Annotated in this window: 26 protein-coding genes and 2 pseudogenes; 15 read left to right on the plus strand and 13 right to left on the minus strand. The window is 70.1% G+C overall.

All coding sequences use genetic code 11. The features are described from left to right. Nucleotides 1-90 precede the first annotated feature (90 nt). The 3 genes from AB0959_RS46465 (at nt 91) to AB0959_RS46475 (ending at nt 2,328) form a co-directional block, all read left to right on the plus strand. Nucleotides 91-672 carry a TetR/AcrR family transcriptional regulator gene (locus AB0959_RS46465; RefSeq protein WP_366832975.1) on the plus strand — a complete coding sequence of 194 codons (582 nt, stop codon included), beginning with the start codon at nt 91-93 and terminating at the stop codon, nt 670-672. A 340-nt stretch (nt 673-1,012) separates the two neighbouring features. Beyond that, the gene (locus AB0959_RS46470) at nt 1,013-1,639 is read left to right on the plus strand and encodes an NAD(P)-binding oxidoreductase (protein WP_366832976.1); all 627 of its coding nucleotides are present in this window, start codon (nt 1,013-1,015) and stop codon (nt 1,637-1,639) included. 212 nt (nt 1,640-1,851) lie between these two features. Continuing rightward, nucleotides 1,852-2,328 (plus strand): tautomerase enzyme, encoded by a 477-nt coding sequence (locus tag AB0959_RS46475; protein ID WP_366832978.1) that lies wholly within the window; start codon nt 1,852-1,854, stop codon nt 2,326-2,328. A gap of 28 nt (nt 2,329-2,356) precedes the next feature. On the opposite strand, the gene AB0959_RS46480 is transcribed toward AB0959_RS46475, so the two are convergent. Further along, a complete protein-coding gene (locus AB0959_RS46480) occupies nt 2,357-2,941 on the minus strand; it encodes a TetR/AcrR family transcriptional regulator (protein ID WP_366832980.1) in 585 nt (194 codons plus the stop codon). A gap of 188 nt (nt 2,942-3,129) precedes the next feature. On the opposite strand from AB0959_RS46480, the gene AB0959_RS46485 reads away from it, so the two are divergent. From AB0959_RS46485 to AB0959_RS46495, 3 genes are all read left to right on the plus strand, one after another. Beyond that, the gene (locus AB0959_RS46485; RefSeq protein ID WP_366832981.1) at nt 3,130-3,804 is read left to right on the plus strand and encodes a PaaI family thioesterase; all 675 of its coding nucleotides are present in this window, start codon (nt 3,130-3,132) and stop codon (nt 3,802-3,804) included. Nucleotides 3,805-3,870: 66 nt separating this feature from the next. Then, on the plus strand, nt 3,871-4,344 hold the full coding sequence (locus AB0959_RS46490; protein WP_366832982.1) for an antibiotic biosynthesis monooxygenase family protein: 474 nt from the start codon (nt 3,871-3,873) through the stop codon (nt 4,342-4,344). A gap of 75 nt (nt 4,345-4,419) precedes the next feature. Then, the gene (locus AB0959_RS46495) at nt 4,420-5,439 is read left to right on the plus strand and encodes an alcohol dehydrogenase catalytic domain-containing protein (RefSeq protein ID WP_366832983.1); all 1,020 of its coding nucleotides are present in this window, start codon (nt 4,420-4,422) and stop codon (nt 5,437-5,439) included. 169 nt (nt 5,440-5,608) lie between these two features. On the opposite strand, the gene AB0959_RS46500 is transcribed toward AB0959_RS46495, so the two are convergent. Next, nucleotides 5,609-6,448, minus strand: coding sequence for a helix-turn-helix transcriptional regulator (locus tag AB0959_RS46500; protein WP_366832984.1), 840 nt, complete (start codon nt 6,446-6,448; stop codon nt 5,609-5,611). A gap of 101 nt (nt 6,449-6,549) precedes the next feature. Between AB0959_RS46500 and AB0959_RS46505 the strand changes: the two genes are divergently transcribed. Further along, nucleotides 6,550-7,257 carry an SDR family NAD(P)-dependent oxidoreductase gene (locus tag AB0959_RS46505; RefSeq protein ID WP_366832985.1) on the plus strand — a complete coding sequence of 236 codons (708 nt, stop codon included), beginning with the start codon at nt 6,550-6,552 and terminating at the stop codon, nt 7,255-7,257. 122 nt (nt 7,258-7,379) lie between these two features. On the opposite strand, the pseudogene AB0959_RS46510 reads toward AB0959_RS46505, so the two are convergent. From AB0959_RS46510 to AB0959_RS46530, 5 genes and pseudogenes are all read right to left on the minus strand, one after another. Beyond that, nucleotides 7,380-7,742 (minus strand): annotated as a pseudogene (locus tag AB0959_RS46510) (molybdopterin cofactor-binding domain-containing protein); the annotation flags it as partial. Between the two features lie 55 nt (nt 7,743-7,797). Then, a pseudogene (locus AB0959_RS46515) lies at nt 7,798-7,959 on the minus strand (IS701 family transposase); the annotation flags it as partial. A gap of 62 nt (nt 7,960-8,021) precedes the next feature. After that, nucleotides 8,022-8,687 carry a 3-oxoacid CoA-transferase subunit B gene (locus tag AB0959_RS46520; protein ID WP_366832986.1) on the minus strand — a complete coding sequence of 222 codons (666 nt, stop codon included), beginning with the start codon at nt 8,685-8,687 and terminating at the stop codon, nt 8,022-8,024. Next, the gene (locus AB0959_RS46525; protein WP_366832987.1) at nt 8,684-9,379 is read right to left on the minus strand and encodes a 3-oxoacid CoA-transferase subunit A; all 696 of its coding nucleotides are present in this window, start codon (nt 9,377-9,379) and stop codon (nt 8,684-8,686) included. The genes AB0959_RS46520 and AB0959_RS46525 overlap by 4 nt, the downstream gene beginning before the upstream one ends. After that, the gene (locus AB0959_RS46530; RefSeq protein ID WP_366832988.1) at nt 9,376-10,581 is read right to left on the minus strand and encodes a thiolase family protein; all 1,206 of its coding nucleotides are present in this window, start codon (nt 10,579-10,581) and stop codon (nt 9,376-9,378) included. Before AB0959_RS46530 ends, AB0959_RS46525 begins: the two co-directional genes overlap by 4 nt. Nucleotides 10,582-10,652: 71 nt before the next feature. Between AB0959_RS46530 and AB0959_RS46535 the strand changes: the two genes are divergently transcribed. Next, on the plus strand, nt 10,653-11,534 hold the full coding sequence (locus tag AB0959_RS46535) for a LysR substrate-binding domain-containing protein (protein ID WP_366832989.1): 882 nt from the start codon (nt 10,653-10,655) through the stop codon (nt 11,532-11,534). A 64-nt stretch (nt 11,535-11,598) separates the two neighbouring features. Here AB0959_RS46535 and AB0959_RS46540 read toward each other — a convergent pair whose 3' ends face one another. Further along, the gene (locus tag AB0959_RS46540; protein ID WP_366832990.1) at nt 11,599-12,021 is read right to left on the minus strand and encodes a heme-binding protein; all 423 of its coding nucleotides are present in this window, start codon (nt 12,019-12,021) and stop codon (nt 11,599-11,601) included. A gap of 125 nt (nt 12,022-12,146) precedes the next feature. After that, entirely contained in the window at nt 12,147-12,791 is a 645-nt protein-coding gene (locus AB0959_RS46545) for a TetR/AcrR family transcriptional regulator (RefSeq protein WP_366832991.1), read from the minus strand. Nucleotides 12,792-13,121: 330 nt separating this feature from the next. Between AB0959_RS46545 and AB0959_RS46550 the strand changes: the two genes are divergently transcribed. From AB0959_RS46550 to AB0959_RS46580, 7 genes are all read left to right on the plus strand, one after another. Beyond that, nucleotides 13,122-14,417, plus strand: a complete 1,296-nt coding sequence (locus AB0959_RS46550; protein WP_366832993.1) for a Rieske 2Fe-2S domain-containing protein — start codon at nt 13,122-13,124, stop codon at nt 14,415-14,417. A gap of 9 nt (nt 14,418-14,426) precedes the next feature. Then, nucleotides 14,427-15,389 (plus strand): PDR/VanB family oxidoreductase, encoded by a 963-nt coding sequence (locus AB0959_RS46555; protein WP_366832994.1) that lies wholly within the window; start codon nt 14,427-14,429, stop codon nt 15,387-15,389. Further along, entirely contained in the window at nt 15,386-15,787 is a 402-nt protein-coding gene (locus tag AB0959_RS46560; protein WP_366832995.1) for a nuclear transport factor 2 family protein, read from the plus strand. Before AB0959_RS46555 ends, AB0959_RS46560 begins: the two co-directional genes overlap by 4 nt. A gap of 155 nt (nt 15,788-15,942) precedes the next feature. Continuing rightward, nucleotides 15,943-17,433, plus strand: a complete 1,491-nt coding sequence (locus tag AB0959_RS46565; RefSeq protein WP_366832996.1) for an aldehyde dehydrogenase — start codon at nt 15,943-15,945, stop codon at nt 17,431-17,433. 234 nt (nt 17,434-17,667) lie between these two features. Next, complete coding sequence (locus AB0959_RS46570; RefSeq protein WP_366832997.1) at nt 17,668-18,264, plus strand: nuclear transport factor 2 family protein; 597 nt, start codon at nt 17,668-17,670, stop codon at nt 18,262-18,264. Further along, entirely contained in the window at nt 18,264-19,331 is a 1,068-nt protein-coding gene (locus tag AB0959_RS46575) for a maleylacetate reductase (RefSeq protein WP_366832998.1), read from the plus strand. Before AB0959_RS46570 ends, AB0959_RS46575 begins: the two co-directional genes overlap by 1 nt. Nucleotides 19,332-19,343: 12 nt before the next feature. Then, the gene (locus AB0959_RS46580; RefSeq protein WP_366832999.1) at nt 19,344-20,282 is read left to right on the plus strand and encodes a dioxygenase; all 939 of its coding nucleotides are present in this window, start codon (nt 19,344-19,346) and stop codon (nt 20,280-20,282) included. A 160-nt stretch (nt 20,283-20,442) separates the two neighbouring features. Here AB0959_RS46580 and AB0959_RS46585 read toward each other — a convergent pair whose 3' ends face one another. From AB0959_RS46585 to AB0959_RS46600, 4 genes are all read right to left on the minus strand, one after another. Beyond that, nucleotides 20,443-20,820, minus strand: coding sequence for a hypothetical protein (locus AB0959_RS46585; RefSeq protein WP_366833014.1), 378 nt, complete (start codon nt 20,818-20,820; stop codon nt 20,443-20,445). A 64-nt stretch (nt 20,821-20,884) separates the two neighbouring features. Next, nucleotides 20,885-21,433 (minus strand): VOC family protein, encoded by a 549-nt coding sequence (locus AB0959_RS46590; protein ID WP_366833000.1) that lies wholly within the window; start codon nt 21,431-21,433, stop codon nt 20,885-20,887. 11 nt (nt 21,434-21,444) lie between these two features. Continuing rightward, nucleotides 21,445-22,263 (minus strand): SDR family oxidoreductase, encoded by an 819-nt coding sequence (locus AB0959_RS46595; protein ID WP_366833001.1) that lies wholly within the window; start codon nt 22,261-22,263, stop codon nt 21,445-21,447. 31 nt (nt 22,264-22,294) lie between these two features. Further along, nucleotides 22,295-23,989 carry a thiamine pyrophosphate-binding protein gene (locus AB0959_RS46600; protein WP_366833002.1) on the minus strand — a complete coding sequence of 565 codons (1,695 nt, stop codon included), beginning with the start codon at nt 23,987-23,989 and terminating at the stop codon, nt 22,295-22,297. Between the last annotated feature and the right edge of the window lie 138 nt (nt 23,990-24,127).

Here is a 24,127-nt window from a genome sequence, read left to right on the forward strand (position 1 = left end):
CGCAAACGGACAGCAGTCCGGCACGCCGAACGTAGCGGACTGGTGTCCGGTTAGGCAAGGGCTTCGGATGCAAGCCCGGGAGGAGGGCATGTGGAATCGAGGACTGACGGGCCTCAGCGGTCGGACGCGCAGCGCAACCGGGAGCGCATCCTGGAGGTGGCGCTGGTCGAACTGTCGCGCTCCCCGGACGTCCCGCTGATCACGATCGCCAAGAAGGCGGGCGTCGGACAGGGCACGCTCTACCGCAACTTCCCCAATCGCGAAGCGCTCGTCCTCGAGGTGTACCGCCACGAGGTGCAGCAACTCACCGACAGTGCTGACGAACTGCTGAGGACAAAGGAGCCCGACCAGGCCCTGCGTACATGGATGGACCGCCTCGCCCGCTTCATCATGGCCAAGACCGGGCTGGCCGACGCACTACGTCAGGCCGCCGGCACGACGGGAGGCCCGGAGTCGTCGGGATACGCGCTGGTGGTCGGATCGATCGAATCCCTGCTCAACGCCAACCACGAGGCCGGCACCATCCGCCCGGGGGTGACCGCCGACGACTTCCTCCTCGCCATCGCGGGCATCTGGCAGATCGACATCCGCGGAGACTGGCACGCCAAGACCACCCGGCTGCTGGACCTCATCATGGACGGCCTGCGCGCGGGAGCGCCGGGGCGGCACTGAGGACAGCCGGGGCCGCGGCAGCGGCGAGAGGCGGAGGCGGTCGGCGGAGTCCGTGCGACTTCCCCGCCCTGTCGCCTGCCGCTCCGCATCCGCTCGGTGAACACGTCCAGCTCGGCCTCTTCGCGCCGCGCCCCCCGCACCAGTCTCCGTGGGCTCACCGCCCGGCGTCCGCGCTCGGGCCATGCCGGGAACCGGCCTTGCTAACCGGACAGCCGTCCGCTACCTTCCGGGTAGCGGACAGCCATCCGTTTCGGCTCCGCCTTCGCGGCACACATGCGACCGCTGACACGACAGGCGTACGCGCACCCCGCCCCACACGCTCACGGAAGATTCCCTTGCCATGAAACTGCTCATCCTCGGCGCTACTGGTCCCACCGGTCGCCATCTCGTCGACCTGGCCCTGCGCTCCGACGACTCGGTCACCACCTTCGTACGCAACCCGGCGGCTCTCGGTGACCTGGCCGACAAGGTCACGGTGGCCACCGGAGACGCCACATCACACCGCGACATCGCCGCCGCCGCGGTCGGTCACGACGCGATCGTCTCCGCCCTCGGCAGGGGCAACTCGGTGCGCGCCGACGGCCTCTTCACGCGCGCCTCGGCGGCCGTGATCGGTGCCGCCAAGGAAGTGGGCGTCCCCCGACTGGTGTGGCTGTCGTCGTTCGGCGTCGGCTACACCTTCGACGAGTCGAGCACCGCCCAGAAGGCGATCTACCGCACGCTGCTGCGGTCGATCTACGCCGACAAGGAGATCGCCGACGAGCGCATCCGCTCCAGCGGGCTCGACTGGACCGTGGTCTACCCGACCCGGCTGACCCACGGCCCCGCCAAGGGCGCATACAGCGCGGGGGACCACCTGCCGATGAAGGGCAACCCGACGATCAGCCGTGCGGACGTGGCCGCCTTCCTGCACGAGGCGGTACACGGCAGCGAATGGATCCAGCGCAGCCCCGTGATCACCGACTGACGCCTTGCCATCACCTCGCGGCGGCCGCCCAGTTCGGGACGGTGCGCCACTCCCCTTACGCGGCCCGATCAGCACGTCGCCCGGGCCGCCCTTCACGAGGCGCCCTCTGATCCGTGGCGTGTCCTGGACCGCGCCCGGGAGCCGACCGGATATGACAGTTGTTATAAGGGTGTGTAGTCTGCCGCCCATAACGACTGTCATAGGAGGATGTCGTGACCATCATCACCGTGAACACACCCAAGGGGCGCCTGAGCCTGGAGCAGCGCCGTGAGCTGGCCGAGACACTGACGGACGCGGTACTGGTGCCCGAGGTGGGCCAGTTCGCTCCGGCCGCCCGGCCCGGGTTCCAGGTGCATTTCGTCGAGCGCGAGCGGGACATGATGGCCATCGACGGCCGACTGCTGGCGGACGTCGGCCCGGAACTCGACGTGATGGTGATCGACCTCGCGGTCATGGACGCCGCCTGGCAGCCGGAGGTGCGGGCCGAGGTGATCGAACGCGTACTGGCCGCACTGGCGGCGGCCTGCGGGCTGGAGAAGCCGGCGCCGGCCTGGTGGGTCAACTTCCGTGTGATCGACGAGGGCAGCTGGGGTTCGTCCGGCGGCGTACTGTCGATCCTGCCACTGCTTCAGAGCGGAGTGTTCACGGAGGAGCGGGTCAAGGCGGTCCGTGCCGCGCTGGGCACCTGAAGCCCGAGTTGCCGAGCGCGATCCGGACTCAGTCCTCGACCGCGGCAAGGATGAGCGCCCGCAACTGCTCGGCGGTGCGATCGAGGGGCTGGGTGCTGCGCTTGGCACGGCACATGGCCACGGTTCCCTCGACGGCCGCGACGATGAGCGTGGCGAGGTCCGCCGCCCGCTCAGGCTCGGCGCCGTGCTCACGCAAGGAGTCGGCGAGCAGTCCCTCCCATGTGGCGAAGACATCGGCAGCCGCTGCCAGCACGGCGGACGTCTCGCCGGCGGCCGGTTCCTCGATGGAGACCGCGAGGACGGGGCAGCCGGCCCGGAAGTCACTGTCGACGACGATCTTGCGCCACAGAGCAAGGAAGGCTTGCAGACCGGCGACCGGACCCGCCTGCAATTCCTTGCGCAGGCTGCGCGCGGTCCACTCGCCCGTGTAGCGCACTGCCTCGGTGACCAACTGCTGCTTGCCCTCGGGGAAGTAGTGGTACGTCGACCCGAGCGGAGCCCTGGCGTGCTTGGCCGTCTCGCGGATGCTCGTCGCGTTCAGGCCACGCCGACTGATCATGTCGGCCGCACCGGCCACGATCCGCTCACGCGCTGACGGACTGGACTTGGTCACCCGCGACCCCCTTCCGATCCCTGGACTATAACAACTGTCATAGTCTACCGTCATCGTCTTCTGTGGCGACTGTCATAGGCCTGCTGCGCCGCCGAAACCGAACGAAGAGCGTCTCAAGCCCGGCTTCGTCCGGGCCGATGGCTGACCGCGCCACCCGGACCTCGCCCCCCCCCACACGGAGAAACTCTATGCACACCCCCCTGACCGAGCCGCCCCCAGCAGCGGGACCCGAGCACCTGGAGCGCCAGAGGGCGGCCATCACTCGCCTGGGGCACGAACTGCGCGCCCTGGTGGAAGCCACGGTCCGCACCGTCGCCTCGCCCGACACTCTGCACCGCGTGGCGGACGGCGTCCGTCATGTCACCGGCCAACTGACCGGGCGACAGCGCGCACGAACGGAGATCCCCGAAGTGGACGGCTTCCCCGGGGGTCCGCGGATGTACAGCCCTGTCGTCGGGGCGGGCAGCCCGCTGGCCCCGCCCGTGAGCATCACGCCCACCGACGACGGCCTGATCGGTCACTGCACGCTGGGCATCGCCCACGAAGGCCCGCCCGGCTACGGCCACGGCGGCATGAGCGCCATGCTCCTGGACGAACTCATGGGCCAAGCCTGCACCGCCGCTGGAACTCCCGGCCTCACCGTCTCCCTCCAGATGCGCTACCACCAGCCCATCCCGCTGGAGACACCACTGCGCATCCTCGGACGCGTCACCGGCACGGACAACCGCAAGATCTTCGTGACCGGAGCGATCACCACCGAGGCGGCCCCTTCGACAGACCTGGTCACGGCGGACGGTGTCTTCATCGCGCCCGACCCCGACCGCGTCCGCGCACTGTTTCCCGGCCTGCCGGAAGAAGCGTGACAGAGAGGCGCGACCGGGCTGGATTCGTGGAGACCGCGCCGTGTCGCCGACGAGGATGGTTGACGTATGCAGATGGAGATCCGGGCTGCTGCGATCCGCGGCATCGATCGTCTGATCGACGACCTTGGTGGCGACGGGGCGGCGCTGTTGTCCGAGTTCGGCGTTTCGCCCGCTGATCTGGACTCCGAGCACGGGCTGTTGCCGACGGTGACGGCCGGGCCCGAGCCGGTGGTCCTGGTGGCGACGATGGTCGCCAAGCCGGGCCAGGAAGAGCTGGTCGAGAAGACGTTGACGGCGGCGCTGCCCGCGGTGCACGCCGAATCCGGATGCCTGCGCTACGCGCTGCACCGCAAGGCGGGAACCACCGGCGAGTTCGTCATGATCGAGAAGTGGGCCTCGCAGGACGCACTGGGCGCGCACATGAAGGGTGCCGCGATGCGGGAGGTCGGCGCCGCCCTGGCACAGGCACTGGCCGGACCGCCGGACATGGTCTTCCTGGACGCCGTCCCCGCCGGCGACCCGGACGCCGGCGCCGTCTGACAGACCACGGGGCCGGGCCGACGGGCGACACCGGTCGGCCCGGCCCGGGACCCCACGAAACCGAGGAGCTTTCCCATGAAGAGCCTGATGTTCGTCGCGCCCGGACAGCTGCGCTTCGACGAGGTCGACGCCCCCAGGATCGTCGAGGGCACGGACGCGCTCGTGCGCCCGCTCGCGGCCACGACCTGCGATCTCGACCACCATGTCATCGGCGGCAAGACCCCGTTCTCCGGATTCGGCCCGTTCCCGCTCGGCCACGAGTGCGTGGGCACCGTGGTCGAGGTCGGCCCCGACTGCACGGACGTCGCGGTCGGCGACGTCGTCGGGGTCGCGTGGCACATCGCGTGCGGCACCTGCGCGCAGTGCGAGCTCGGGCACACCGCTCGATGTCTCGTCCACGGCGACGCCCAGTACGGCCTTCCGGTGAACGGGGCCTGGGGCGGGACCTTCGACGAACTCATCCGCGTTCCCTATGCGGACTTCAACCTCGCCAAGCTGCCCGCCGGGGTCGACCCCGTGCACCTGGCCTCGATCGGCGACAATCTCGCGCTCGGCTGGGAGACGGTGATGCCGACCGTCGCCGGGATCTCCGACCCGAAGATCGCGGTCTTCGGCGGAACCGGCTCCATCGGCCTGTACTGCGTCGACGTCGCGGTCCACTGCGCCGGCGCCCGCACCGTCTACTACGACGACGACCCGGTCAGGATGAAGGTCGCCCAGCAACTCGGCGCCGAGGTCCACGACGTCAACGGCAAGCGGGAGAAGGACTTCCACCTGGCCGTGGACGCCAGCTGCAACCCCGAGCGGCTGCGCAAGGCGCTGCTGTCGGTCGTGCCCGAGGGACACGTCAACAGCGTCGGCATCTACTTCGACGAGGTCCAGCTCCCCCTGCTCGCGCTCTACCAGCGCGGAGTCCACTTCCACAACGGCAAGGGGCACGCGCGGCCGAACATGACGCCGACCCTGGACGCGGTGGCGGCGGGCACGCTCCACCCCGAGCTGGTCACCAGCGGAATCTACGGCTGGGACGAGATCCCCGGCGTGCTGACCTCCGACCGGGCCGGCCACAAGCCGATCTTCGTCCTGGAGAGCTGAGGCATCGGGGCCGTCGGTCCGCCGCGGAGAGCACCGCTCGAATGCCGCCGTCGAGGTGATCGGCGGCCCGTGCGAGTGGTGCGGGCCACCCAGCGGGACCAGGGCCGACCATCAGCGGCTGTCCGATCCTGGCGCAGCTCGACGAGATGAACGCCAAGCTCAGAAGGCCCTACTCCGCCAGGCTCTGCATGCCGATCACCGACAGCAACTTCAGCTTCTCGGCGGACTCGGTGCCCGGCTCGGCCGAGTAGCCGAGGATGCGCAGGCCGCTGCCGTCCACCCGGAGCACGTTGCAGTCCAGCGTCAGCAGGCCCACCTGCGGGTGCTCGACCGTCTTGCCCGCGAGCTCCAGGCTGCCCACGACACCCGCCTCCCACAGCTCGGCGAACCGCTTGCTGCCTGCGCGCAACTCGGCGATCAGCAGCCGTAGTTGACGGTCGGCGGGATACTTGGCGGCGGCGGCACGCAGTTCGGAGACCATACCGATCTCCAAGGCGCGCTGCCCCTCCTGCGTGTGCCGGGCCCGGGTGGGCGACCCCATGAATACGCCCCACGCCCCGTTGCGCTCAAAGCCGCGGGCGCCGGACATGTCGCCCATCAGCGCCTGGTACATCGGGTTGGCCATCAGCAGCGTCAAGGCGGCGTCGGTGACCGCGACCGGGGTGTCCACCAGCCGGTCCAGCAGCCGCAGGACGCCGGGCGGGATGTACGACGGCACCACCTCGGGCCCCGGGAGCACCAGCCCGGCCAGCCCGAACAGATACGCCCGCTCGTCTCCCGTGAGCCGCAGCGCCCGCGCCAGGGCCTCGACGACCTGACCGGAGGGGTTGGCCGCCCGGCCCTGTTCGAGGCGGGTGACGTAGTCGACCGAGATCCCGGCCAGCAGGGCCAGTTCCTCGCGCCGCAGCCCCGCCGCACGCCGCTGTCCGCCGACCGGCAGCCCGACCGTGTCGTGGGAGATCCTGTCCCGCCAGCGCCGCAGTGCCTGCCCGAGTTCCGTCGCGGTCATGCCCCCAGTGAACACCGTCGGCCGGGTGCGTACCTGGTACTGGCAGTCCCAGGAAGAAGGGTCTCCTGGCTGTCCGCCCGCCCGGGCAGCAGTGTGGACGCATGACAAGAACACTGATCACCGGAGCCAACAAGGGACTGGGCTTCGAGACCGCCCGCCGTCTCATCGCCGCAGGCCACACCGTCTACGTCGGAGCCCGGGACGCGGAGCGCGGCCGCCGCGCCGCCGACGAGCTGGGCGCCCGGTTCGTCCAGATCGACGTCACCGACGACGCCTCCGTCCAGGCCGCCGCGAAGACCGTCGAGGCCGACGGCGGGCTCGACGTGCTGGTCAACAACGCCGGCATCGAGGTCCGGGGCGAGGACAACAGCGTGCCCGGCGCCGCGGACGTCACCGCCGACCAGGTGCGGGCCGTCTTCGACACGAACGTCCTGGGCGTCGTCCGCGTCACCCACGCCTTCCTCCCGCTGTTGCGACGCTCCGCCGCGCCGGTCGTGGTCAACCTCAGCAGCGGCCTCGGCTCGATCGGCTACGTCTCCAACCCGGAGCACCCGGCCCACCACTACCCGGGTATGACCTACGCGGCCTCCAAGGCCACGGTCAACATGCTCACCGCGCACTACGCGAAGGCGTTCCCGGCCATGCGGATCAACGCCGTGGCACCCGGTTTCGCGAAGACGGACCTCAACGGCCACACGGGCATGCAGTCCGTCGAGGAAGCCGCCGAGATCATCGTGCGCATGGCGCAGGTGGGCCCCGACGGCCCGACCGGCGGCTACTTCGACACCGCCGGCACGCTGCCCTGGTGAGGCCACAGCCGCACGAGCCGGGGCGGCGTGCCCTGCGCGCGCAGCCGCGCCCCGGCGTGCCGCGCCGGCGTTCACACCAGGAGACGGATTGCTCGAGCGGGTGGACCGACCCACCCGAGCGTTCAGAGCAGGGCTTCGGGGGTGATGGGCAGTTCCCGGATCCGGCGGCCGGTGGCGTTGAAGACCGCGTTGGCGATGGCGGGCGCCACTCCGACGATGACGATCTCACCGAGCCCCTTGACGCCGATCGGGTCGGCCTCGTAGTCCTCCCCGTCGATGAAGATCGCCTTCAGGTCCGCGGGAATGTCGGCGTTGACCGGCACGAGGTAGTCGGCGAGATTGGCGTTGACGATCCGGCCGTCGCGGTGGTCGTTGACCGTGTGCTCGAGGAGTGCCTGGCCGGTGCATCCGATCATGGCCCCGAGGGCCTGGTTGTCGGCGAGTTCGGGGCTGATGACCCGGCCGGCGGCATGAGGGAGTCGCCGAGCCGGAACGTCACCTGGCGCACGGTCAGGCCAACCTTCAGCACTTCGGCAGCCCGATGTTCGCCCGTCGGCAGCGTTCCCGGTCGTCCGTCCAGGACGACCGGGCACCCTTATTCAATAAGCCGGTGTCATCGACGGTCAGCACGGCATCCCGGTCGCCGAGGTGTTCCACCACATGGGCGCGGACGTCGTCCGTGACCTCGTCGGCGTCCCACTCGACACCCATAATCACTCCACCAACCGAGCTGGACGGCAGTCACGGCAAGCACCGTTGCAGTGTTAAGACAGCGTGATGCCGAGTCGCTCCGCGAGCTCGTGGGCGCTGACGCCGTACGTCTCCCGGATCCGTACGCCGTCGGGGCCGACGTCGAACACGCCGCAGTCCGTGTAGACGCGGCTGACGCAGCCGATGCCGGTGAGGGGGTAGGTGCACTGCGGTACGAGCTTCGGCTCGCCGGAGCGGGTGAAGAGCGTCATCATCACGTAGACCTCCTTGGCGCCGATGGCGAGGTCCATGGCGCCGCCCACGGCGGGGATGTCGTTGGGCCTACCGGTGTGCCAGTTGGCGAGATCACCGTTGAAAGCGGCCTGGTACGCCCCGAGAACGCAGACATCGAGGTGCCCGCCACGCATCATCGCGAAGGAGTCGGCGTGGTGGAAGTACGCCGCGCCCGGCAACTCGGTCACCGGGACCTTGCCGGCGTTGGTCAGGTCGGGGTCGACCGCGTCGCCCTCGGCCTTCGGACCCATGTTGAGCATGCCGTTCTCGGTGTGCAGCACCACCCCGGAGCCGGCCGGCAGATGGTCGGCGATCCTGGTGGGCTGCCCGATCCCGAGGTTGACGAAGGCGCCGGCCGGGATGTCGCGTGCGATGACGGCGGCCAGTTCGTCCATCGAGAGCCGGTGGTCGGCGCCCGTCGGTGCCCCGGAGCAGGTCGTGGTCATCGTGCCCCCTGAACGGTGTAGTGACGGGTCTTCACCTGGACGACCCGGTCGACGTAGACGGACGGGGTGACAACGGCCTCGGGGTCGAGCATCCCTGGTTCGACGACCTGGCCGACCTGGACGATGGTCGTCGTCGCGGCCGTGGCCATGACCGGTCCGAAGTTGCGGGCCGTCTTGCGGTAGACGAGGTTGCCCAGCGTGTCCGCGGCATGCGCGGCGATCAGCGCGTAGTCGCCCTTGATCGGGTACTCCAGCAGGTACGTCCGGCCGTCGATCTCCCGCTCCTCCTTGCCCTCGGCCAGCGGCGTGCCGACCGCGGTCGGGCAGTAGAAGGCGCCGATGCCGGCACCGGCCGCGCGCATCCGCTCGGCGAGGTTGCCCTGCGGCACGACCTCCAGCTCGATCTTCCCCGCGCGGTAGAGGCCGTCGAAGACCCAGGAGTCGGCCTGACGGGGGAAGGAGCAGAGCACCTTGCGCACCCGGCCGGCGGCCAGCAGCGCGGCCAGTCCGACGTCGCCGTTGCCGGCGTTGTTGGACACGATCGTGAGGTCCTTCGCACCCTGCCGGATGAGCGCGTCGATCAGGTCGAACGGCATCCCGGCCAACCCGAAGCCGCCGATGAGGACAGTGGACCCGTCCTCGATCCCGACGACAGCGGCGTCGGCGCTCTCGACGATCTCCGCCCGGCTCATCGGACCGGCTCCGTGACGTCGCAGTTCTCGAGTACGACTGCCAGGCCCTGACCGACGCCGATGCAGATCGCGGCGACGCCGTAGCGCTGCCCCGTCTCGCGCAGCACCTTGGCCAGCGTGGCGAGGACGCGACCGCCCGAGGCACCCAGTGGGTGGCCGATCGCGATGGCGCCGCCCTTCTGGTTGACGATGGCGGGATCGACCTTCCACGAGTCCAGGCAGGCGAGCGACTGCACGGCGAAGGCCTCGTTGAGCTCGACCGCGCCCACCTGGTCCCAGCCGATCCCGGCCCGGGCCAGCGCACGGTTCGCGGCCTCGACCGGGGCGTAGCCGAAGGCCTGCGGCTCCAGCGCCATCACGCCGCGGCCGGCGATGCGGGCGATCGGGTCGGCCCCGATCGTGTCCGTGGCCTTCTCGCTGCCCAGCAGCACCGCGGAGGCACCGTCGTTGAGCGGGCTGGCGTTGCCCGCGGTGATGGTGCCGCCCTGCTCCGGTGTGCGGAAGACCGGCCGCAGCCCCGCCAGTACCTCCGGGGTGGATCCGGCCCGGATGCCCTCGTCGCGGGTCAGCTCGACGCCTTCCACCGGCGCCACCAGGTCGTCGTAGAAGCCCGACTCCCAAGCTGCGTGGGCGAGTTGGTGGGAGCGGGCGGCGAACTGGTCCTGACGCTCGCGGGAGATTCCGAACCGTTCCTGGAGCTGCTCGTTGGCCTCGCCGAGGCTGACCGTCCACTCCCTCGGCATCCGCGGGTTGACCAGCCGCCAGCCGAGCGTGGTCGAGACCGCGGTGACGTCGCCGGCCGGGAACGGTTTCGCCGGCTTGGGCAGCACCCACGGCGCCCGGGTCATCGACTCGACGCCACCGGTCAGCACGACCTCGGCATCGCCGGACTCGATGGTCCGGCTGGCGATCATCGCCGCGTCGAGGCTCGAGCCGCACAGCCGATTGACCGTGGTGCCGGGCACGCTCACCGGAAGCCCGGCGAGCAGCGCCACCATACGGCCGACGTTGCGGTTCTCCTCGCCGGCGCCGTTGGCGTTGCCCCACACCACGTCGTCTATCGCGGCGGGGTCGAGGCCCGGCACCCTGGTGAGCGTCGAGGCGATCGCGGCGGCGGCGAGGTCGTCGGGGCGGACGCCCGCCAGCGCGCCGTCGAAGCGTCCGAACGGCGTGCGCGTCGCGGCGTAGAGGAAAGCACTCATGGCAGCGACGCTAAGCCCAGGCCACGATATCCTGAAGTACTCATATACGAACTGATTGATATGGACGACATATGGATCTGCGTCACCTCCGATACTTCGTGGCGGTGGCCGAGGAACGCCATTTCGGTCGCGCCGCCGAGCGGCTCCACATGGCCCAGCCGCCGCTGTCCACGCAGATCCGCCAGCTGGAGGCCGAGCTCGGCGTCGAGCTGCTCCACCGCACCACACGTCGCGTCGACCTCACCGAGGCCGGGCGGGCCTACCTGGAGCGGGCGCGCGCGATCCTCGCCGACGTCGACGAGGCCGCCCACCACACACGGCGCGTCGCCGCCGGCACGGTGGGACACCTCGCGATCGGGTGCGTGGGCTCAGCGACGTACAGCCTCCTGCCCGCCCTGTCGCGGCGACTGTCGGAGGAACTCCCCGGCATCGACTTCTCCTTCCGCGGCGAGATGCTCGCGCCCGACCAGGTCGAGGCGCTGCGCACCGGCGCGATCGACGTCGCACTGCTGCGCCCTGTGGCGGCCGACCTCTCCCTCACCGTGCGCACCCTGCGCCGAGACAAGCTCGTCGTCGCCGTACCGGCCGACCACTCCCTCGCCCGCCGGAAACGGCTCCGCGCCGCGGACCTCGCCGGCGCCGACCTGATCGTGCACTCCGCCGACCGCCGCTCGGTGATGTACGGCGTCGTCCTGGGCCTTCTGCACGACGCCGGCATCGAGCCGCGCATCCGCCACGAGGTCGGCGAGACCTCGACGCTGGTCACGCTGGTGGCCGGCGGCCTCGGCGTCGCGGTCGTACCGGAACCGGTGACCGCTCTCACACTCGACGGCGTCGCCTACCTGCCGCTGACCGGGGTCGACGCACGTGTGGAACTGGCCGTCGCCCACCGCGCCGACCGCTCCGAGCCACATCTGGCACGCACCGTGGGGCTCATCCGGGCGGCGATCTGAGAACCAGGGGCGGTGGTACTCCAGCAACGCCCCACGCCGCCACGTGACTTACCAGGAAGGGGGCCTACGCAACAATCTTCGCGACGGAATCGCGAGCCCGTCGGGCGATGCGGTCGTCGCTGGTGTCGTCCGCCCCGCCCACCCCGATGGCGCCGATGACCTCTCCGTCGGCCGTCACGATCGGAACGCCGCCGGCGACCGGCAGCAGGTTGGAATCGACCAGGTGGGGAGGCGCCACCTGCATCTGGGAGGACGCGGCGAAGACCGCGAACCTGGCCGTCGGGACACCGCTCACGGCCGAGGTGTACGCCTTGCGCCGCGCGGTCTCCACACCGAGAAGGCCGACGCCGTCGTCACTGAGAAGGACCTTGGTCACGCCACTGCGGTTGACCACGACAGCGCACACCTTGTGCCCCTCGGCCCTTCCTGCTTCCAGAGCGGCGAGTGCGGCGCCGTGTGCGATCTCGTAGCTGAGCGGCTCTCGCATGGAGCGGATCCTTCCCTTGTCGACCGAACGACCTACCGGCCGTCTTTCGTGGAGTCCGCTCAGTATGTCGCCGCCCCGGCATGAATGTGAAGGGGGGATCACATTCACATTCCGGGGTCAGGAGCTCACTGCCCCGGCACACCGAGGAGGTACGGGCAGGCGATGTTCACCAGCTCCTCGGTGAGTTGACGCCACGTCAGCGGCCGCTCGGACTCGAAGAGTTCACCGTGCAGCACACGGTTCATGCACGCCCCGTAGACCAAGCGGAAGACGACATCCAGGCGCAGCTCCGGCTCCGGCGCACCGGCCATCGCCGGCAGGACCGGCTCCAGAAACTGCCGGAAGACCCGGCCGGCGTCGATGCTGGCCTCGGACCCCACTCGGGCCACCGCGGGATCCGTGGTGCCCGCGGTGATGAAGACGCGCATCAGGCGCGCGTGCGTTTCAAACGTCTCCGTGAGCCCGGCGACCGCCGAGGCGACCATCGCGGCCGGATCCGCGCGCAGCGGAGCGAAACGGCGGATGATGTCGGCGCGAAACTGGTCGATCATGGCGTGCTGCAGCGCCGCGGTCAGTCGGTCCTTGTCGCCGAACCGCCGATAGACGCTCCCCACGGAGACGCCCGCCCGAGAGGCGACGGCCGCGACAGTGAGCGCCTCGGTGCCGCCCTCTTCGAGAAGGGCCGTGCCCGCTTCCAGGATCCGCTGCTGGGTGAGCCGGCTGCGCGCCTGCTGCGCCGGCGGCAGATCGAGCGACGGTTCGGTAGTCATCCGCCCCAGCGTATACGGAGCCGGCATCCGCTCCGGAAGTCGCAACTGGCGCCGCCGGGCCGTGAACAACGGCGCGACCAAGGCCGACCCGCGACCGGCGCATGCCGTCGACACCATGCTCGACCGACTGCCGGCCGGGACGGCGTACCGACTGACCGCCCCCCGATCGAGCGGCACCTGACCGTGACCCTTGACGCACCCGCAGCCAAATGCGAATGTGAATCCACAATCCTATTCGAGGGGCGCACATCACGGTGCCCTCGCAGGGGATCCCCCACAGCCCTGCACGGGACACCGGCTGTGCGCCCGAGCCGCACGGGAGACAGAACGATGACCACCACTTCAGAGACCGACACCGGCACGGGCTACGGCCGCCCGAAGCCCTCGTACAACGCCCGCCTGCGCGAGGTCGGGCCCGGCACGCCCATGGGCGAGGCGCTGCGCCGCTACTGGCACCCGATCGCCAGCTCGGAAGCGCTCGTCGCCGGTGCCCTGCCGCAGAAGACCCGTGTGCTGGGCGAGGACCTGGTCGTGTTCCGGGACGGGCAGGGCAACCCCGGTGTCGTGATCGAGCGCTGCACCCACCGCGGCGCCAGCCTCTTCTACGGCCGCGTCGAGGACGACGGCATCCGCTGCTGCTACCACGGCTGGAAGTTCGACGTGCGGGGCCGCTGCATCGAGCAGGCCTGCGAGCCGGCCCTGGGCCGCAGGCGCGACGCCGCCCGTCAGCCCTGGTATCCCGTGGCGGAGCGCTACGGCCTGGTCTTCGTCTACATGGGCCCGCCCGAGCTCAAGCCCGAACTCCCCCGCTACGACGCGCTGGAGGACCCCGCGGAGGATGAGAAGTACTTCGCGAGCTGGCCGGTTCCCCACGCCGCGGTCCTCGGCATGCCGGCCGACTTCAGCTGGCTCAACATCTACGAGAACTCCGCCGACCCGACCCACGTCACCTGGCTGCACTCCACGCACAGCGGCTACCAGATGCTGGGCACCGGCACCTTCGGCTACCCCGAGAACTTCTTCGACCCGGCCACCATCGCCGAGCGCCTGACGTACGAGCGCACCGACCACGGCGTGATGTACACCCAACGGTTCGAGATCGAGGGTGAGGACGGCGAGGTCACGGAGTACGGCTTCGCGGTCGAGCAGCAGCTTCCCAACGTCTTCGGCCTGCCCGACTACGTGAAGGTGACCCCCGACGCGCGGCCGGACCAGTTGCTGTGGGTCGTGCCCTCCGACGACACCAGCCACCGGCTCTTCTTCTCCATCCGCACCAACGATCCCGAGCGCATGGTCCGCTTCGTCATCGGCATCACGCAGAACGGCAAGCAGAACCACGAGCTGACCGACGAGGAACGTCACCGGTTCCCCGGCGACACGGAGGCCCAGGGCTCGCAGGGAGCGATCACCCTGGACTCCGAGGAGACCCTGGCCACCGGAGACCGCGGCGTCGTCATGCTGCGTCGGATGCTTCTGACGATGGCCGACGACGTCGAGGCCGGGCGCGACCCGATCAACATCATCCGTGACGCGTCGGAGGTCCACCACACCCAGTCCGGCCTGTTCACCATCGGCAAACGCCCGGCGGGCGAGACCGCCGACGTCTCTGCCACCGCGGGAATCTGAGCGAGCAGCATGAGCAACGAGTGGCTCGACACCATCGTGGTCGCCCGGTACGACGCGACGGCCCGGATCATGGTGGTCGACCTGATCAGTCCCGAGGGCGCCCACCTCCCGGAGTTCGCCGCGGGCGCCCATGTCGACGTACTCGTGGACAGCGCCGCCGGGCTGGTCCGCCAGTACTCCCTGTGCGGGCCGCCGTACGATCGCACCCGGTACCGGCTGGCCGTGCTGGCCGAGACGGCGTCGCGTGGCGGCTCACTCGGGATGCACCGACTCCGCGCGGGTGACAGGCTGCGGATCTCCCGTCCGCGCAACAGGTTCGGAGTCTCGGACCGGGCTCGTCGCCATCTGCTGGTGGCCGGCGGTATCGGCGTCACTCCCCTGCTCGCCATGGCGCACGCGCTCCACGTCACGGGCGCCGAGTACGAGTTGCACTACTGCGCCCGAAGCCGCGCGGACGCGGCGTTCCTGGACGAGCTGGAACGCGACCCCCGCGTCCGGCTCCACTTCGACGACGGCCCGGACGACCAGCGACTGAGCATCGCCGCCGACCTCGGCCCGCCCGACCCCGACACGGCGCTATACGTCTGCGGGCCCGGGGGCTTCATGGACTACGTGATCTCCTCGGCCCTCGGCGCGGGCTGGCTCGCCGAAGCCATCCACAAGGAACGCTTCGCGCCGGTGGAGAGCGCCGAGGCGCACAAGGCGGGCGGGAACTTCACGGTGCGGCTCGCCAAGACCGGCGGCGAGTACGAGATCGAGGAAGGCGAGAGCGTCCTCGACGTCCTGCTCGCGAGCGGCGTCGACGCCCCCTACTCCTGCCGGCAGGGGATCTGCGGCGAGTGCATCGTGCGCGTACTCGCCGGAGAGCCCGACCACCGCGACGACATCCTGACCGACCGTGAGCGCGCCGAGGGCATGTTCACCACGTGCTCGTCGCGCGCACTCTCACCGATTCTGGAGCTGGACCTATGACCACGACATCCCCCACATCCACCACCGTCCAGGCGATCGAGCAGGCGGAGGCCGCCTGGCTCGCGGCGCTCACCGAGGGTGAGGAAGCCATGACCGCCCTCATGCTCGAGGACAGCCAGGCCATCCACGGCCCGGTCGGGAAGATCGACGACCGGGAGACGTTCGCCCACTTCACCTGGACCCGCCGCCGTCACGTCTTCGCGAAGGCCGAGGGGCTCGGCATCACGGTGCGCGGCAAAACCGCGATCACTACATGCCTCCAGGAGATGCACATCGTCTTCGACGAGAACCTCCCGCCGTTCCCGGTCCAGGAGACGGTGACCCGCGTGTGGGAGGAGACCGGGGAGGGCTGGCGCCTGGCCCACCTGCACCAGGCCAAGCGCATGCCGCCGGTCTGACGCCCCCGAAGAGCCGACCGCCTCGCCCTGTCACCGTCCGGCACTCGCTGTTCGATGAACGGACAAGGGGCTTCAGAGCAGGCGGTCGGCCGAAGAGAGTTCGACATGCAGGGTTCGTGCGGCGGTGCGCCGCTGTCGTGGAGATGAGGCAACACATGTCAGCCACTGAGACCGAGGCACCCACGTCCGGCGCGGTCCGGACCAGCGACCTCCTCATCGCGGGCGAGCGCGTCGCGGCCAGGGACGGCCGCTGTTTCGAGACGACCGAGGCCCTGACCGGCGAGCCCATCGCGCGGGTCGCCGCGGCCTCCGTCGAGGACGTCAACCTCGCGGTGGACGCCGCGGCGGCCGCCCTCGAGGAGTGGTCGGGCCTTCCGCCGGCCGCACGGCGGTCGGTTCTGGAGCGTGCGGCCGTCCTGCTCGGCGAGCGCGCCGACGAGATAGTCGCCACGATGAGCCGCGAGATGGGTGCCACCCTTCCTTGGTGTGGCTTCAACGTGCACGTCGCGAAGGGCATGCTCGTCGAGGCTGCGGCCCAGGCCTACGCGGCTGTGGGCGAGGTCATCCCGTCGGACGTGCCCGGCCTCACCGCCCTCGGCGTACGTCAGCCGGTCGGCGTCGTCGTCGGCATCGCACCGTGGAACGCCCCGCTGATCCTCGGTGTGCGCGCCATCGTGTGGCCCCTGGTGTGGGGCAACACCGTGGTGCTGAAGTCCTCCGAGCAGACACCGCTCACCCAGGCCGCCATCGTCCAGGTGCTGCACGACGCCGGCGTGCCCGCCGGGGCCGTCAACCTCATCAGCAACGCGCCCGAGGACGGTCCCGGCGTCGTCGAGGCGCTGATCGCCCACCCCGCCGTGACCCGTGTGAACTTCACGGGATCCAGCCGGGTCGGCCGCGTCATCGGCGAACTCGGCGGCCGCCACCTCACCCGTGTGGTCCTCGAACTCGGCGGCAAGGCACCGTTCCTGGTGCTTCCCGACGCGGATCTGGAGGAGGCCGCCGCAGCGGCGAGCTTCGGTGCCTTCATGAACCAGGGCGAGATCTGTATGTCGACCGAGCGGGTCATCGTCGACAGAGCAGTCGCCGACGAGCTGTCCACCCGGCTGGCCGAGCGTGCCGCCAAGCTGGTGGTCGGCCCCCCGAACGACCCCGGCTCACAGATCGGTCCCATGGTCCACTCCGCCGCCCGGGACCACGTGATCGCGCTGATCGAGGACGCCCGTGACAAGGGGGCGCAGGTCCTGACCGGCGGCACGGCCGACGGCCTGTTCGTCAAGCCCACCGTGCTGCGCGGTGTGACACCCGACATGCGCATCTACCGCGAGGAGTCCTTCGGACCGGTCGTCTCGATCATCGAGGTGGATTCGACCGACGAGGCCGTCGCCGTCGCCAACGACACCGAGTACGGTCTCTCCGCCGCGGTCTTCGGCAGGGACGCGGCCGCCGCACTGGACGTGGCCCGCCGGATCAGGTCCGGCATCTGCCACATCAACGGTGCCACCGTGCACGACGAGCCGCAGATGCCCTTCGGCGGCGTCGGCGCCAGCGGCTGGGGGCGGTTCGGCTCCCGCGCCGCGCTGGAGGAGTTCACCGAGCTGCGCTGGATCACCATCCAGTCCGGATCCCGCCACTACCCCATCTGACGATGCCAAGAGGCCGCACGGCGCACGTGACAGGGCGTGCGCCAAGCCCCCGGCCCCTGTTGCCCTGGCTGTGGTGCCTCGCCGCGGTCTTCAGCCCGGCGGTGGCAGGCGCATGGCTGACGGATGCCCGTGAGAAAGAGTCCTCGCAGCAACTCGACCGAGAGCTGGAGGAGTTCCTCCGGTCCGTCTGACGAGATCCCGTCACCAGGGATCTCCCGTTCCAAGGAGTCAACAATGTCGCAGGCGGACAACGACCGGCACGAGATCCGGCAGCTCGTCGAGAACTGGGCGCTGTGGCGCGACGCCGGGGACTGGGACCGCTTCGCCACGGTCTGGCATCCCCACGACGGCTGGATGAACGCCACCTGGTTCCAGGGCAGCGCCGCAGACTTCATCAAAGCCAGCCGTGAGGGTTTCGAGAACGGCGTCAGCATCCTCCACTTCCTGGGTGGCCACACCGTGGACATCACTGGCGACCGGGCCATCGCCCAGACGAAGATGACGATCAGCCAGCGCGCGAGCATCGACGGCATCGAGGTCGATGTCGTCTGCACCGGCCGCTTCTACGACTTCCTCTCCCGCCACCAGGGACGCTGGACCCTCGTACGCCGGCAGCCGATCTACGAGAAGGACCGGCTGGACGTCGTCGACCCCGCTGCCTCACTGGCGTTGGACCCCGAACTCCTGAAGCGGTTCCCGAGCGGCTACCGGTACCTGGCCTATCTGCAGACCAAGGCGGGTTTCACGGTGAAGGACGGGCTTCCCGGCCTGACCGGCACAGCAGTCGAGCAGCTCTGTTCGGAAGGCACACAATGGCTGGCGGGAGCTTGATGAGGTTCACCCACCAGACCCTCCCCCAACGGGTGGTGTTCGCGGCCGGGGAGTCACCCGTCGCCGTGGCGGCGGAGGTCGAGGCACTCGGCGGTAGCAAGGTCATGCTGATCGCGTCGGACCGCGAGAAGGAGCTGGCCGACCCGATCGCCAAGGACATCCCGGTCGTACTGCGTCACGAGGAGGTCGTGATGCACGTACCCGTCGAGGTCGCGGAGCGAGCCCGTCGGGCGGCGGCCGACGCGGGCGCCGACGTCCTGGTCAGCGTCGGCGGCGGCTCGACCACGGGCCTCGCCAAGGCGGTTGCGTTGACCACCGGCCTGCCGATCGTCGCCGTGCCCACCACGTACGCCGGCTCCGAGGCGACCAACGTGTGGGGCCTGACCGACGGCGAGACCAAGACCACCGGTGTGGACAGCAAGGTGCTGCCCGCGTCGGTCGTCTACGACGCCTGTCTGCTGACCACGCTCCCCGGCGAGATGACCGTGGCCAGCGGCCTGAACGCGATGGCGCACTGCGTGGACTCGATGTGGGGGCCGCGCACCGACCCGATCGACCGGGCGCTGGCCCAGGAGGGCATCCGCGCCCTGGCGACAGGCCTGCCGACGGTGGCCGAGGACTCGACGAGCGTCGCGGGCATCGAGCAGACGCTGTACGGCGCCTACCTCGCCGCTGTCGCGTTCGCTTCGGCCGGCTCCGGTATGCATCACAAGATCTGCCATGTCCTCGGCGGCATGTTCAACCTCCCGCACGCCCAGACGCACGCGGTCGTACTGCCGTACGTGCTCGCCTTCAACGCCCCGCACGCCCCCGAGGCGGAGGCGCGGATCGCCCAGGCCCTCGGCACGTTCTTCCGCACCCGCACGGCGAACACCGGCCTGGCCGCCCTGCGCCAGACCCTGGGCGCCCCGCGGGCACTGCGCGACTACGGCATGCCCGAGGACGGCATCGCCAAAACGCTGGGCCCGATCACGAAGGCGATCCCAGCCAGCAATCCCACGCCCGTCACCGAAGAGAACCTGACCGCGCTGCTGAAGTCGGCGTGGGCCGGCGAACCGATCAGCTGAAAGAGGCCCGCCATGGCTACCTACGTCAACCCCGACTCGGCCCGGGCCGACGTCTCCGGCACGATCCACCGCGAGGTGTCGCCGGGCCAGCAGGAAGTCGAGCAGCGGCTGGTCGACAACGTCATCGCCTCCTTCGACGCCTGCGACGACGCACGGCTGAAGGAGCTCATGGTCGGTCTGGTCAAGCACCTGCACTCCTTCATCCGCGAGGTCCGGCTGACCGAGGAGGAGTGGGGTACGGCGATCGCCTTCCTCACCAGGGCCGGCCACATCACCGACGACGTCCGGCAGGAGTTCATCCTGCTGTCCGACACCCTCGGCGCGAGCATGCAGACCATCAACGTCAACAACCAGGCGTACAAGGGCGCCACGGAGGCCACCGTCTTCGGTCCGTTCTTCGTCGAGGACGCCCCCGCGATCGAACTCGGCGAGGACATGGCCTTCGGCGCCCCGGGCGAGCCCTGCTGGGTCGAAGGCAGCGTGACCGACACCGACGGCCGCCCGCTCGCCGGCGCTCGGATCGAGGTCTGGGAGGCCGACGAGGACGGGCTGTACGACGTGCAGTACGACGCCGGCAAGCGCGCCGGCCGGGCGCACCTGTTCTCCGCGGCCGACGGCGGGTACCGCTTCTGGGGCCTCACGCCGACGCCGTACCCCATCCCCAATGACGGGCCCGTCGGCAAGATGCTCGACGCGGTCGGCCGCTCCCCGCTGCGCGCCGCCCACCTGCACTTCATGGTGTCCCACGAGGGGGCACGCACGCTGGTGACCCACATCTTCCCCGAGGGCGACCCGATCGGCCGCAAGGACACCGTCTTCGGCGTGAAGGACTCCCTGGTCAAGCGGTTCGAGCGCCAGCCCGCCGGAACACCGACGCCCGACGGCCGCATCCTCGACGGCACATGGAGCCGGGTCCGCTTCGACATCGTCCTCGCCCCCGCGGGCGTATGAGGCCCTGGGACAAGGAGGAGACAGAGCATGGGTGATCGAGTGACGGAGATCCGCGAGCTTGCTCCCGATCTCTTCATGATCCGGACGGGCCGGGTGAGGTCGTGCGCCGCGCTCCGGTCGAGGGCAGCCCTCTCACCCAGCGGCCCTCCGAGCAGCCCGCCTACCCGGGCGCCTCCTTGTCGACGCCGTCGACCTGGTCCTGCCCTGGGTCCTGATCCTGATCAACGCGGCCGGGAGCGTGGCCGTCGCCGGATGGGCGATGCGGGCCGACCTCACGGCCGCCGACCAGTTGTGCACCGGCGGCACCCGCCGCGAAGACGCCGTCTATGGACTTGGAGCCTTCGCCGTCTACGGACTTGGAGCCTTCGCCCAGAGCGACCTGGCGGCGGTCGCGATCCTCCTGGTCGGCATCGTGCTGTCCGTCGTCGGCTACCAGGGCGGTGTTGATCCCACTCCCCAGGCCATCACGACCATCCGCGTGCGACCGTTCTGTGACGGAGCCAGAGGGTGCGGCGGTGGTCGGCCCGCCGCCGTCCACGGACCGGATCGGCCGGCATCAGCGGCGCGATCCGGTCTCCCCTCGCATGGTCAGGACCCAAGGGTCAGGCCGGCAGCAACTCCGTGAAGTCGCGCACAGGTCGCGACGAGTCCCAGTCGGCCGATGCCCGCCAGACGGCTGTGAAGATGTGTCGCGTGATCTCGTTGTCCTGGACGAGTTCGATCATCCCCGGGGCGTCTTCGCCGCCGTCCAGGAAGAAGACCTCGCCCCCTGGGGCCACGTCGTGAAAACACACCACCGCGCCGGCCGCCTCGCGGCGTTCGACCTCTTCCCTGACGTTCGGCACGACCTTGGCGACGTGGTGGAAGCCGTAACCGTGGCGTTCGTAGGCGTCCCTGTAGATGGAGGGCTCGTCGTCGAGGGTCTGGACGAGTTCGATCATCATGTGCCCGGAGAAGGCGAGTGCGAGGGTGAACTCGGCCTTCCCCGGCTCACCGCGGTAGGTGGAGCCCTCGCCGCCGATCCTCTGGTTGACGAACCAGGGGCCGACGCCGAGCTGGTCGGTCCACCAGCGCATTCCGGCGGTGAGGTCGGGGACCGCGTACGCGAACTGGATGACGGCGTCGGTGGGCTGGCCGAAGGGAAACTCCACGGTCGTCCTCTCTAGACCGGCGGGCGGATGAAACCGGTGAGGCCGCCGTCCACCAAGAGGGCCGTACCGGTGATGTAGCCGGCTTCGGACGAGGCCAGGAAGAGCACGGCGTCGGCGAGTTCCTCCGGCTCTCCCTCCCGGAGCATGGGCGTGCTGAGCCTGATCCGCTCTCGGAAGGCGTCGGCTCCCCCGGACGGAAGGCCCGTCGTGCGGGAGGCGATATCAGTGTTCATGCCTGCCGGAATGACGATGTTGACGCGGATACCGTCGGCGATGACCTCGGCGGCGAGGATGCGCGTCAGGTGCTCGAGTGCGGCCTTGCTGGCTCCGTACGCGGCGGTTCCCGCGCTGGCCCTGCGACCGGCCGCCGAGCCGCAGAAGACGACGGCCCCGCCGGGTGCGAGCAGGGGCCTGAGCCCCTGCATGAGGAAGAACGAGCCCTTGACGTTGGTGTCGAACACCCTGTCCCACGTGGCTTCGTCCATGTCGTCGAGGCGCTTGATGCCGGCATGCCCGGCGTTGATGTAGGCGGCGTCCAGACGGTCGACCTCTACGGCGACCTCGGCGATCGCGGCCTTGATGCCGGCCACCGAGGAGAGGTCGGCCGCGACGGTGATCGTGCCGTCGCCGATGAGACCGCTCGCGACCTTCAGCTGGTCCGGGTCCCGCGCGATGATGACCACGCGTGCGCCCTCACGCGCGAACGCCTGTGCGGCTGCCAGGCCCAGTCCTCTGCTGCCGCCGGTGACGAGGCAGGTCTTCCCTAGGAAGCGCTGCCGCCGGTCCTCGACGGCCGGGTCGGGACGTCCCACGTCGGTCGTGTCGTTCATGACGCTCCTTCTGGTCGCTCCGAGCGGTGGCTCATGCCTCGATCTCGACGCCGCCGAACGGAGCTCCGCCGTTCAGGACGCGCTCCTCCGGAGGAATGGGCGCGAGGCTCACTCGTACGTCGATGCAGGTCGGCCGGCGGGCCGCGAGGGCCGCTTCGATCGCCGGGCGCAGTTGGTCCAGCTCGGTGACGTCGACGCCGTCCGCGCCGAGCGCTCGCGCCACGCCGCTGTAGGAGCCGTTCTCCAGACGGTTGTTGGTGACCCGGTCCTCTCCGAAGAAGAACTGCTGGGTGTGCAGGGTGGCGCCCCAGGCTCGGTTGTTGAGGACGATCACGACAACGGGGAGCCCTGCCCGGACGAGGGAGTCGAACTCGGCGAGGCTGTAGCCGACGGCGCCGTCGCCGGTGACGAGGATCGTCGCCTTGTCGGGGTCCGCGTACTGCGCTCCCAGGGCCACTCCGAAGTTGCTGCCCATCGAGCTGAGGTAGCCGTGGCCGAGGTAGTGGGACAGCGGGGCGAGCGCGATCGTCTCGGAGAGCCACAACTCGGTCAGGGCGCCGTCGACGACGACGATGGCCTGGTCGGGAACGCTCTCGGCGATCGTGCGGACCGCGAGGTAGGGGTGGATAGCCCCCTCGTGCTGTTCGGTTTCGGTGGCGAGCGCGGACCGTCGGGTGGCGGAGATGTCCCGCAGGGTCCTCAGCCAGTCGTCGCGTCCTGCGGGGACGGGGTTGTCGCCCAGGCGCTCGTTCAGCAGTCCGACCGTGCCGACCGGGTCGGCCTGGATGCCGAGTTCGACATCCTGCAGACGGCCGAGTTCACGGCCGTCGGGGTCGACCTGGACGATTCGTGCGCTCTTCGGGAGCAGTCGGCCCGTGCCGAACTGGGTGGCCATTCCGAAGCGCAGGCCGAGCAGCAGGACCAGGTCGGGCCGCTCGTCCTCTAGGACGGTGGCCAGGGTCTGGAGGAGGCCGACGTGCTGTTCGGAGCCGGCGATCGCGCCGAGACCCTCCCAGTCGGAGAAGAGGGGGACTCCGGTACGGGCGGCGAACTCGTGCAGCTGGGCCCGTGCTTCGACGGTGACGAAGGACTTCCCGACCAGTGCGATGGGCCGCTGGGCGGTGCCGAGCGCCTCGATGATCCGGTCCACGCCGCTTGCGGGGGCGGTGCCGGTGCCGTCGATCTCGACGCGGTAGTCCTCGACCTCGTCGACGTCGACCGACTGGCGCAGGACGTCCCAGGGAATGTCGAGGAGCACCGGCCCCTTGGGCTCCGACTGGGCGATGCGGATCGCCTGGGCGACCAGCCGCGGGATCAGCTCGGTACGGGTGACGCGGTGCGCGAACTTGGTCACCGGGGTCGCCATCGCCACCTGGTCGAACCCGGCCTGCTGGTCGTTGACCTGGTCCGTCTCCAGCGGGCCGGAGCCCGCGACGTAGAGGACGGGGGTCCGGTCCAGGTAGGCGTTGGCGACCGAGGTCAGGACATTGGTGAACCCGCCGCCCGCCGTGACGACGGCGACGCCCAGCTCCCCGGTGACCCGTGCGTATCCCTCGGCCGCGTGGCCGGCGTTCATTTCGTGCCGTACGTCGACGACCCGCAGCTTGGCATCGAAAGCCTCCTGGAGGATGCCGTCGATGTGCGCTCCGGGCAGGCCGAAGGCCACGTCGACCCCGGCTCGCCGCAGCGTTCGCACGACGAGCCCACTACCGGTTGCGGTTGCCATTCGATGGTCCGCCTCTCTGGACGTACTCAGGGTTTCGACAAGGGTCGCTGTGACCGGGCCGCGTCTCGGGCCGCCCGTACCGCAGTCTCGGTGGGGCCTTGGGGTACGACAATGGCTGTGTTCGTTGGACGGCCAACG

The sequence above is a fragment of the Streptomyces sp. NPDC046862 genome (assembly GCF_040704615.1).
Classification (GTDB): domain Bacteria; phylum Actinomycetota; class Actinomycetes; order Streptomycetales; family Streptomycetaceae; genus Streptomyces.